The 11,344-nt window shown below is 41.4% G+C and carries 9 protein-coding genes; all 9 read left to right on the forward strand.

Annotated features, from left to right (window positions below):
* On the forward strand, positions 1-458 hold a 458-nt coding region (locus AB4653_RS01280), incomplete at its 5' end, for a type VI secretion system baseplate subunit TssG (RefSeq protein ID WP_372103132.1).
* A 46-nt stretch (positions 459-504) separates the two neighbouring features.
* Positions 505-3,117, forward strand: a complete 2,613-nt coding sequence (gene tssH, locus AB4653_RS01285) for a type VI secretion system ATPase TssH (protein WP_102257286.1) — start codon at positions 505-507, stop codon at positions 3,115-3,117.
* A gap of 10 nt (positions 3,118-3,127) precedes the next feature.
* Complete coding sequence (locus AB4653_RS01290; RefSeq protein ID WP_102257287.1) at positions 3,128-5,752, forward strand: MFS transporter; 2,625 nt, start codon at positions 3,128-3,130, stop codon at positions 5,750-5,752.
* Positions 5,749-6,747 carry an ABC transporter substrate-binding protein gene (locus tag AB4653_RS01295; RefSeq protein ID WP_102257288.1) on the forward strand — a complete coding sequence of 333 codons (999 nt, stop codon included), beginning with the start codon at positions 5,749-5,751 and terminating at the stop codon, positions 6,745-6,747. The genes AB4653_RS01290 and AB4653_RS01295 overlap by 4 nt, the downstream gene beginning before the upstream one ends.
* On the forward strand, positions 6,734-7,462 hold the full coding sequence (locus AB4653_RS01300) for a transporter substrate-binding domain-containing protein (RefSeq protein ID WP_102257289.1): 729 nt from the start codon (positions 6,734-6,736) through the stop codon (positions 7,460-7,462). The genes AB4653_RS01295 and AB4653_RS01300 overlap by 14 nt, the downstream gene beginning before the upstream one ends.
* A gap of 3 nt (positions 7,463-7,465) precedes the next feature.
* The gene (locus AB4653_RS01305; RefSeq protein ID WP_102257290.1) at positions 7,466-8,416 is read left to right on the forward strand and encodes an FHA domain-containing protein; all 951 of its coding nucleotides are present in this window, start codon (positions 7,466-7,468) and stop codon (positions 8,414-8,416) included.
* Positions 8,413-8,892: a type VI secretion system lipoprotein TssJ gene (tssJ, locus tag AB4653_RS01310; protein ID WP_102257291.1), complete on the forward strand. Its 480-nt coding sequence runs from the start codon at positions 8,413-8,415 to the stop codon at positions 8,890-8,892. The genes AB4653_RS01305 and tssJ overlap by 4 nt, the downstream gene beginning before the upstream one ends.
* Before the next feature lie 50 nt (positions 8,893-8,942).
* Positions 8,943-10,274, forward strand: coding sequence for a type VI secretion system baseplate subunit TssK (gene tssK / locus AB4653_RS01315; RefSeq protein WP_102257292.1), 1,332 nt, complete (start codon positions 8,943-8,945; stop codon positions 10,272-10,274).
* Positions 10,274-11,344: type IVB secretion system protein IcmH/DotU (gene icmH / locus AB4653_RS01320; protein ID WP_372103135.1), on the forward strand; the 1,071-nt coding region annotated here is incomplete at its 3' end. The genes tssK and icmH, both read left to right, overlap by 1 nt.

An 11,344-nucleotide genomic window follows, 5' to 3' on the forward strand; every position in this document is an offset into this window, starting at 1 on the left:
GCCGTAGCCTTACAACGCTAAAAAAGATACTCAATGATTTTTTTCCTTACTCAATCGATGTCGAATGTAAGGCATTTGAACGTCGCCTATTGCCTACAGATTCATTGACACGACTAGGTAAAAATCGGGATTTCAATAGCCGTTTAGGACAAGGTTTCTTAGTAGGAAGAACCTGCCTCGTTAATTTCAACAACTTGAGTATTTTTGTTACTCCAAAAAGCAGAAGTGAATTCCTAGAAATTCAGCAAGATGACCAATTAGCGAAATCCATGTGGTCTTTGACTCAGCATTACTTAAAAGACAACACGCCTGTTGCCATTTATCTGAACGTTAAGCGTTCATATTTAACCAAACCCCGTTTATCAAGCAACGTTTCTATTGCAGCTCGCCTAGGAGAGATTGATTATCTTGCCCCTCAGCACAGTCCTGATAAAAGTGTAAACATTTTGCTTTTATAGTTCGCAATATGGTTCGTGTAGATTATAGAAATATAAGGAATAAACAATGACACAAGTAACGCTCACTAACTTAGTCGGCAAGCTAGCACCTGCCCTAAAGCAGGCGCTCGAAGCATCTGCTGGTTCAGCAATGAACCAAGGTGTTGGAGCTATAGAGGTTGAACACTGGATTCTTCAACTTATCTCCCAGAAAGACCCAATGCTCATGACATTGTGTGAATCTCAGAAACTTTCAATAGATGCCTTAGTCAGTGAATTGACAAAGAAAATCTCTATGCTCCCAAAAGGTAATGAAGGTCAACCGACGTTAAGCCACGGCTTAACGGAATTAATCAAAGACGCTTGGATGATTGCATCAGTAAACTACGGGCATGGAGAGATCGTCAGCCTACACCTTATTCAAGCTCTAATGCAGCAAAATGTATTAGGTGTGACGACCTTACAACTTGAATCATTAAGCAATGTTTCACTTGAGTCTCTGCAAGGTCTTATCAAGAAAACTCCTATTGCACGTAACTCTTCAGCACCTTCAGCTAATGGCGCTGTCGATAGTACCCCCGCGGGTAACGACGCTCTAAGCAAATACACGGTAAACCTTACTCAGCAGGCTATTGATGGCAACATCGACCCAATTTCAGGCCGTAATGCAGAAGTAAGAAAAGCGATTGACATCTTGTGTCGTAAGCGCCAAAACAACCCGATTATGGTCGGTGAACCAGGCGTAGGTAAAACCGCTGTTGTTGAAGGATTAGCGTTAAGAATTGCAGCTGATGAAGTCCCTAGTGCTCTACAAGGCGTACAGATCCACTCTTTAGACCTTGGCTTGCTGCAAGCCGGCGCGAGCGTTAAAGGTGAGTTTGAAAACCGCTTAAAAGACGTCATCAATGAAGTAAAAAGCTCAGAAGTACCCATCATTGTATTTATCGATGAAGCTCACACCCTTATTGGTGCAGGCGGCGCTGCTGGACAAAACGACGCGGCAAACCTTCTAAAACCAGCCTTGGCGCGTGGTGAGTTCAAAACCATCGCTGCGACAACATGGGCGGAATACAAAAAGTACTTCGAAAAAGATCCGGCTCTGACACGCCGATTCCAAGTTGTAACCATTGAAGAGCCTAACGCAGAAGATGCGATGCAAATGCTTCGTGGTGTGGCTGCTTCATTGCAAGCTCACCATGGCGCTTTTATTGCTGAATCCGCGATTGAAGCAGCGGTCAACTTATCGATCCGTTACCTTCCAAGTCGCCAACTGCCAGACAAAGCCATTAGCCTACTTGATACTGCCAGTGCACGAATCGCACTGACACAAGGCGCGAAGCCAGAAGTATTGGAAACACTAGAGCAGACGATTCGTTATCAAGAAAACGAAAAATCAGCATTAGAAAAAGAAGAGGCACTGTTCTCCAACAGCGCTGAGTTGATTAAAGAGCTCACACTATCGATAGAAGAGAACCAACAAACGTTGGCTGCGTATTACACGCGTTGGGAAAAAGAGATTGAATTAGTAGACCAAATTAAAGTGATTCAGCAAGAGATAACTGAAGCACAAGAGCTAAATGCGGTTGACTCCAACAAGCAGCAACAACTCGACGGCCTGCGTATCGAGTTAGCAAACGTACAAGGTGAGGAGCCCCTCGTCTATGCCATGGTCGACGATAACACTATTGCTCAGGTGATTGCGAATTGGACTGGTATCCCGGTTGGCAACATGATGAGCGATGAAATCGCTAAGCTGCTGACCTTGGAAGATGAACTTAATACTCGAGTAATAGGACAAGATGTCGCAAAGAACGAACTAGCAAAAGCAATTCGTATTTCCCGAGCGGGTTTAACGGATAATCGAAAACCGATTGGTGTGTTCCTAATGTGTGGTCCAAGTGGTGTCGGTAAAACTGAAACTGCCATGGCACTTGCGGAGCAACTTTACGGAGGAAGCAACGATCTTACCGTTATTAACATGACCGAGTTTAAAGAGGAGCATAAAATTTCCATGCTACTCGGCTCACCAGCAGGTTACGTGGGCTTTGGCGAAGGCGGTGTATTGACGGAAGCGATTCGACGCAACCCTTATTCTGTATTGCTATTGGATGAGATGGAGAAGGCTCACCCTGGTGTACATGATCTGTTTTATCAAATCTTCGATAAAGGTCATATCAAAGACAGCGAAGGTCGAACCGTCGATTTCAAGAACACCATCATTATTATGACATCGAACGCTGCCGACCAAGCTATCTGTGATGTGTGTGCTCAGACTACCGATCGCATCGATAATGACAAGCTACTCGAATCAATACGTCCGGATCTGCAACAATACTTTAAACCTGCATTTTTAGGCCGAACTACCATTGTTCCCTACTACCCACTTAACGATGAAGAATTAGCGAAAATCACAGAAATATCGCTAAATCGAATCAAGAAAAAACTTGCAGAGCAATATAAGGCTTCATTCACTTGGGACGCGAATTTCATTCAGTTCGTGGTCGACCGTAATACCGATCCAACCACTGGCGGTCGCGCTGTAGAACAAATTATTAACCGTTCACTAATGCCAAGATTAGCCGAAGAATGTATCGGACGATTAAGCCGCAGCGAACCCATTACTCAAGTAACCGTTAGTGCAACGAACAACAGTGCTGACTTCGATTTATCTATTAAGTAGGCCTTAACCAATGAACAGCAAGACCAGCCAAACCTCCACCAATCCGACATCATTTAGCCTGTCACTTAGGGTCAAATTGATGTTTGCCATCATGGCGGTTTTGCTGTTTTCCATCACGTTAAATGCAACACTGAACTATTTCAATTTCGAGAAAAGGCTAACGGAAACCTCCGATTCTACCTATCGAATCGTTTTAGAAGAAACACATAATGATATCAATCAAGCAATCAGTTTAGGTCTGCCTCTTTCAGCTATATCGAACATACAAGGTATCCTAGATCGTAGGCTAAAGTTTGTTGATGGCATTACTGCATTAATGGTGGTGTCTACCTCTGGTGAACAACTATTTGGCACAGGTGTACACAACCAAGCAAACGATCGTCAGCTATCACTTGATATAACCAATTCTTTCGGTTTAGTTGAAGGCCAAATAAAGCTCTACTACTCTACGTCACTATTAGACCAACAAAAAGCGTCCTTGCTAAAGGATCAATTCTTGTATTCAGTCATATGGATAGTGCTGTCTTGCGCATTTGCCTTTATAGCATTGAAATATCTGTTAGAAGGGATTGTAGACCGTGTTAAAGGTGCAACTGCGATAATCGAAACTTCTGATGGAGCTAGCGATTTACTTCCTACCTTAGCTCAAGCACATAAGGCACTGCAATCTCCCTATTCAATGTCCAAGTTCGAGAAATTGAAAACAAAACACTTTCCCGTGTTTATCATTTCTCTTGCTATCCTGTTAACGATTATTGCTAATTTAGGTGTTTCTTATCAATCTCTGGACAAGTTTTCGCAGATTTATGAAGTTAAACTCGAGCAGAAATCAACCCTGATTGGTGACTCACTAAATCAGATGATTAAAGGGTTACTCAATAAAGGCGTTCCTGACAACAGACTGCATGGCTTAGAAGACGAGTTTGCTTTCTTCGTTGATAACCACAGTGAGATTCTATCTATTACTTTTAACGGGGAGTCTGGTAGCTCTTATCACTATCCAGAGGAAAATGTTAAACACGCGTCTATACGCGTATCAACGTTTAATAGCGACAACCTCGATAATAGCAACGACCACAACAATATAGACAACCACAATAACAGTAATAGCCAAAGTCACACAATGCAGCTGAAGGTGACTACCGACAACAACTTGATCATGAATATGCTGAAAGAAAGCGTCATGGATATGATCACCGTTTTGGTCGCATCTTGCCTTGTCGTCGCCGAAATAATTCTATTCATGTGTAACTTCATGATTATTTCACCTTGGAACCAATTAAAGAAAGTATTCATGCTTGTGAACCGAGATATCGTCAATCACTTGGCAAAAACTTCTTCTCGCGACGAGTTTGGCAAATTGCTTCATCTAGCTAACCAAGCAATTATTAAGCTAAAGCCTGCTCAGCCTTCACAAGATATTGATAAACAAGACTTTCGATTCATTCGCTTACCACTATTTTTATTGGTCCTCTCGGAAGCGTCTTCACTAGCCTTTTTTCCTAGGTTCGTGTCTTCACTGGACAACATAACGGGTTGGATTCCTGACAACCTAGTGACTAGTCTACCAATTTCACTGTTCATGTTGTGTTGGGCGATCTCACTACCATTTGCGGGATACTGGTCAGACAAAGTAGGCAGAAGACATTCGTTGATGACAGGAGGGCTGATCACGAGCATAGGGTTAATCGCTACTGCTTTCGTTCAATCCCTCGAATTCTTATTAGTAGCGCGTGCATTCACGGCGGTTGGTTATGGTATCGTTTTTATTTCCGCACAGGGTTATGTGTCAGATACCACCAACGATTCTAATCGTACTAAAGGAATGGCGACTTTCTTGTCATCATTTTTCTCTGGCTCTCTATGTGGAGCCGCGATTGGTGGGATCCTTGCGGAGAAGCTTGGATACTCAGAGACGTTTATGCTCGCTGGATTGATCGCAACGCTCAGTGTCTTACTTGTCTATGTGTTTTTTGAGAAATCAAGCACAATTAACTCAAGTAAACCTCTCAATTTAAAAGATTTCAAACAACTGTTAAGTAACAAATATTTTGCATTAATCACGATATTCAGTGCGATACCAGCGAAGATCGTACTTACTGGTTTCCTTTACTATATTTGCCCGGTTTATCTACAATTCTTGGGCGAAAGTAGCTCTGTTTCTGGCCGAGTAATTATGGCTTACGGTCTTGCAATCATCGTCATTTCACCGTTGAGCGCAATTCTAGTCGACAAACTCAAAAACAAAATGGCTTTCATTTTTATCGGTGGGCTACTTTCTTCTCTTGCATTACTCAACTTCTACTTCTTCCAAGGTACATTGGGAGTGTTACTGATCGTCATCATTATCGGCATTGCGCATGGCATTTGTGTTTCGCCTCAAATACCACTGGTCATCGAACTACTCTCCGGCCAAGGAATTGAAAAAGGGAAAATTATCGGTATCTTCAGGCTCACCGAGCGCATCGGTAATATTGCAGGGCCTATGCTAGCAGGCGTATGTTTGAGCATTTTTGGTTACGATAATACCATCCTTATATTTGGGGTTTCATTACTCGTGAGTTCATTCAGTCTAATTCTGTTCTTTTCATTATTTCTAGAATCCGATAAACAGAAATTAGGGGTTCAATCATGAGATTTTTAGTTTTCGTTATCACCTTTATTTTAATGACTCCCTTCACCTTTGCCAAAAGTGATGAAAAACACGTTGTCCTTTTATTATGGCGTGGAGTAACTGATGCAGAGCAAGGTTTTATGGACTATTTATCACAACACGTTGATGTGCGATTCACGGTTCTCGATGCAAACAGCGATAAGGCTCAACTTAAACAAAATATTAAAGATTTAAAATATAAGAAAGCTGATCTTATTTATTCATTCGGTACTACTATCACCCTTGAGTTACTAGGTACTTATAATGAACCAAGCGAATTTAGAAAGACTAACTCTACACCCGTGGTGTTCAGTATTGTCACCGACCCTGTGGGTTCTAAACTGGTAACTGATTTATTTTCTAAAGAAAGAAACTTTACCGGGGTATCCCATATCGTACCTCATGAAATACAATTTAAAGCGATTGAAAAGCTAACTAACGTTTCAAGTATTGGGGTGATATATAACGCCGAAGAAAATAATTCGATTATCACAGCAAATAAGATGCTTGAGTTATCGGAAATTCATAACAAGCGTGTTATCTTGTACCCACTAAATATTGATAAAATTAGGTCAAACAGCAACCTAATTAGCCTCACAATTGATAATATGAAACAAGAAGGTGTTGATATGGCATATTTGCCGCCTGATTCATACATCATTGCGCAAGGAGGCGAGGTAGTATCAAGGCTACATTCAAAAGGTATTCCCACATTCTCAGCAACCGAAAGCCCAATAAGAAGCCATAAAGCCCTGTTTGGCATTGTTAGCCGTTACTACAATGTTGGCCAATTCGCCGGATATAAAGCGAAAAACATATTACAAGGAACCCAAAAAGCTTCGGACATTCCAATAGAATCACTAAGCCAATATTCATATATTGTTAATATCGAGGCTGCACATAAGCTCGATTATTACCCGCCAGTATCTATCTTGAAAATCTCTGAGCTAATAGGACACTCTAATGATGTTAACTAGAGCCTCTGCAAGTAAATTGCCATTGGCAACTCTGCTCATTGCTACCTTTTGGTCAATGAATACTTTTGCTAAAGTTCAAATTGGACCATCTCGATTAATGCTCACGACGCAAGATTGGCCTCCCTACCAAACCTATGAAAATTCCGAGATGCAAGGAATTGCTTTAGACAAGGTTAAGTGTGCACTAGGTGTAATGGGCCAACCTTATCAGTTAACCATGACAACTTGGTCTGACGCACAACTACGTGTTCATGGTGGCGGACAACACGGTTTCTTCGTTGCGACCCAAACCTCTGAACGTGACGAGTATGCAACACTCTCAGAACCAATCGCGCAACAGACTTTAAATTGGTATTTTGGCCCAGGCGTAAAGCCTGATATTAATGAACTATCAAAATTAAATCTGAATTTTTCTGCAAAATTTGGCTCTAGTAAATGGTTTTGGCTCAAACGAAATGGATTTAACGTCGTAATGCAGCCACGAGATGCTAAAGTACTACTAAAGCTTTTAAAGCAAAGGGAAATTGATGTTGTTCTAGAAGATGGTTTAGTCTTTGAAAGAGAACTTGAGAAGGCTTCATTGCCACTCGATTACTTCAACTCGATGAACTTAGATACCAAAAATATGGGGGTCTACTTTTCAAATCGATTCCTTAAAACCTATTCCGGGTTTTTAAATAGTTTTAACTCAGCTATATCCAAGTGCAAGGAGTAACCATTGTCTATCAGTGTCCACATGATTTCTATACCTGCTGAAGAGGTCGTTACCTCTAGAGTCGTTTACCTGCCTGAAAATGGCGGAAGCTTAGGTCGTTCGCCATCATGTGATATTGCGCTACCTGACCAAACCAAATGGGTCTCAAGAACTCACTGCCAGCTCTACCCCACTGAACGCGGGTACGCCATCAAAGACGTTAGTAACAATGGTGCTACGTTAAACGATAAATCATTGATAAGAGAGAAAGAATACATACTTTCCGATGGCGATATTATAAAATTAGGTCACTACACACTGTTAGTTAGCCTGTTAAGCGCACCTAAAGTGGATGCTACGAATAACACCAATCAGGATGATCTTTTTATAGAACCTTTCAACTTAAAGCTTGACGACAATGACACAGACTTTTTGGATACTACGCCTGAAGTGACGATAGTTAAGAAAGCCTCAAACTTTTCTTCAACGAATGTTCTGAGTGACGACCCGTTCTCGTCAGACCCCTTTGAAGATTTAGATAGCGATAAAGTCGTTCCCAACATTGAAGTAGACGAAGTCGTTCACAACAGAGGAGGCTCCCTGCCCTCTGCTGAGTTGGAATATTTTCCTGTCAATGCCGAGAACAACACACGAATTGAAGAGTCGATAGACAAACTCATCACACTGACGGAAAAAAACCAACAATACTTACAGAACCCACAGCTACAACAAAAAGCTCTTTTTGAGGCATTGGAACAAACGGTAGACCAGTTTCTAAACGAATTTGCACCAAAGCAACTTGAAAACCAGTTTAGCGAATACGTGAGTGACGGCATTTTTTCCAACAAGGATAAAAAATATTGGAAGATCTATCGAAAGCACTTCCAACACCGTCAAGACAATGGGGACTTCAGACGTCAGTTCAAAGCATTATTTATGGAAAATATGCAAAAGCAAAGTGAGAGGCAAGAATGAAACGTTTAATGCTATTGTCTCTTTGTTTAATGATAACTGCGTGCTCATCGTCAGACCCCGCCCCTGTTGTCACCCAATACTCACTGACAGTTAAAGCGGATACGACGGTCAACCAATACAATGATGCTCAAGCCAACCCTGTTGTCGTTAGGCTTTACCAACTCACAGATCAGCAACTGTTTAAACAATTGCCTTTTATTGATTTGTACAATAATGACCTACAGTTGTTGGCTGCAAACTTAGTTTCAAAACAAGTACTGCCTATTGTGCTGCCCAACTCAGAGCAACAACTGACGTTAGATATTAACAAGAACACTCAATATATTGCCGCATTGATTGAATTCGCCGATTACCAGAACAGTACAGCGAAAACTGTTTTAATGATGCCAGCAGATCCTGAGCAAACTTTAGAGTTAACGATTACTGGTAAGAAAGCGGAGTTAGCCTCAATACAGCCCGACTCCAGCTGGTGGTAAATCTTTAAATGCACAAGCCAATATATAAAAATAATAGAAAAGGACATTACGTGGACGCTTTCAAAAAAGTAGTGTGGCAAGAAGGAATGTTTATAGCACCTCAGCACTTTCAGCAACAAGATCGCTATGTGCAGAACTACATTCGTCAGAATATAGAGACATTAGCTGGTTTCTCTCCTTTTTATGGCATCACCGAATTAGTACTTAATCACGATCTATTGAAGATTGGTAAACTGTCTATACCGAGCTGCTCCGGTGTATTTCCCGATGGAACTCAGTTCAACCTTAAGCAAGAAATCGTTGTCGATATACCTCAAGGCACCATAGAAACCATCGTTTACCTCGCATTACCGATTTCTTTACAAGGTAACAAAGATTATTGTGAAGATGGGCAGGAACAAAGTCGCTATATCACCCAATCAATCAATGTATTTGACACATCAACATCAGAAAACTCTACCGTTGAAGTCGATGTCGCACAGCTAAATATTGGGCTAAAATTCGCCGGTGAAGACACATCTGGTTTTACTCTGATTCCTGTTGCTAAGATATTAGAAATCAGTGATTCAGATGAAGTGATCTATGACAGATCTTTTATTCCCGCATGTCTACATTACGGAGCTTCTACTCTGCTTGTCGAGCGAGTTAAAGAGATTCACGCACTCGTCAGTAACCGAGCTCAAAACCTTCTGAAACGTCTTGAAGCAGGACAAGATCAAAAAAGTCCTCAATCTATGATGCAAGACTTTTTATGGCTTCAAACTCTGAGCTCATGGTTACCGTGGTTCGAATTAACCATCAGCAACACCAAATACCCGACTCACGAATTATATTCTAAATTGAAGCAGTTTGAGGCTCAGGTCATGGCACTAACACCTGCTATTCCTGATGAATGTCCGCCCTTAAAGTATGACAAATTATACGATAACTTTAACCCGCTGTTTTCTAGTCTTAGAAACTTGCTAACATTGGTTCAACAAGACTCTGTTATTGAATTCAAATGGGATATATCACTGTTTGAAAAGCGTAGGTTACTGCGTACGTTGATCAAAGATCCTAGTAGCATCTATAACCGACGTTTCGTTCTAAGCGTTAAATCTGATATCAGTAGCACAGAGCTCAATGAGCTATTTCCTATTTCCGCGAAGCTAAGCAGTAATAATAAAATTGTCGAATTAGTAAGAAGCTCTCTGTCGGGTATCTCTTTGAAACCCTTACCAATTGCGCCAAGTGAACTCAAGCCAATGCAAGGCGTGGCTTATTTTGAAGTCGATACCAAAGATAGAAATTGGTTGGATATGCTCGACACTCGTGATGCCATCGCGTTGCATGTCGATGCTCGTATACCAACCCTTGAAGTCGTTTTATATGCGTTGAGATAATGGTTATGGATTATTTAGATGAAGAAACTCTCATCATCGACAAAGCGACAAAGGGCTCTAAGGATAACGAAACTGATCAGGTAGCCTCTAAATTGGTCGCTGTACATTCTACCAGCGCCCAAGAAGAGTTTTTGCGACACTTTGATAAGGCAGAGAATCAATTATTCAATATCAGTAGCGATTTACTAACCAAAACACTCAAGCTCTCAACCTTATCTGAACCTGAAGATTTAGCGATTTTTAGAGAACAGTTGATACAGGGTATAAACGACATAAAAGCTCAAGCAACCGAGCTTACTTACCCTATTGCTGTTATCGATAAACTCTGCTTTTTGTATGCAGTGGTCATTGATGAATTCATCATCTACTCCGAGTGGGGAGAAAAAAACGGTTGGGAAAACAAAACACTGCTTAGCGAGCTCTTCGGCATGCGCAATGGTGGTGAGTTGTTTTTCTCTGTTGCAGAGAAAGCAGCACGACAGCCTCACAAACTGATTGACCTTCTAGAGATAGTTTACCTCTTCATAAATATTGGATTCAAAGGCCAATATCGTGAAGGTAATGCTGACCAATTGAAAGCATTCACCTATCAGTTAGAGCAAACCATCAGCCAATATCGCAATACTAGCGGCGTTTACTGCCGCATCAAAGTGAAGCTCCCAGAAGTAAGGAAGCCAACAAGGCGTAAACGTTACTTAATCACTAGCCTTTTCTTCTTTTGTTTAATCGCAACGAGCATTGGCTTAACCGATTTCTGGTATACCAACACCCATGCTCAACGAGCTCGTGACTTCACGTATTTGCCTAATTTCAGTCAGCGTTACATCGTCTCCGGCGAAGTAAAAGATATTGTCTTTATAAGCGAAGATAAAGACTTAGCGGCTCTTCCTCGTTACGCAAGTAAAGTTGATGCTGTAGAAGTATTGCAAAGCAACAAGTTAACACCAAGTTCATCACATTGGTTGGTGCAACTTGCGACTTTCTCTAGCAAGCAAAGCGCTGACGATTTTATTGATAACCTGTCACCGTCAGTTTATCAGCCTATTTCTTCTCCTTATGAAAAATATTAC

The organism is Vibrio sp. 10N.222.48.A3 (genome assembly GCF_041475345.1).
GTDB lineage: Bacteria > Pseudomonadota > Gammaproteobacteria > Enterobacterales > Vibrionaceae > Vibrio > Vibrio tasmaniensis_A.

Coding starts and splice junctions, on each gene's coding strand:
- tssH (WP_102257286.1), top strand. CDS start 505: ATGACACAAGTAACGCTCACTAACTTAGTCGGCAAGCTAGCACCTGCC.
- AB4653_RS01290 (WP_102257287.1), top strand. CDS start 3,128: ATGAACAGCAAGACCAGCCAAACCTCCACCAATCCGACATCATTTAGC.
- AB4653_RS01295 (WP_102257288.1), top strand. CDS start 5,749: ATGAGATTTTTAGTTTTCGTTATCACCTTTATTTTAATGACTCCCTTC.
- AB4653_RS01300 (WP_102257289.1), top strand. CDS start 6,734: ATGATGTTAACTAGAGCCTCTGCAAGTAAATTGCCATTGGCAACTCTG.
- tssJ (WP_102257291.1), top strand. CDS start 8,413: ATGAAACGTTTAATGCTATTGTCTCTTTGTTTAATGATAACTGCGTGC.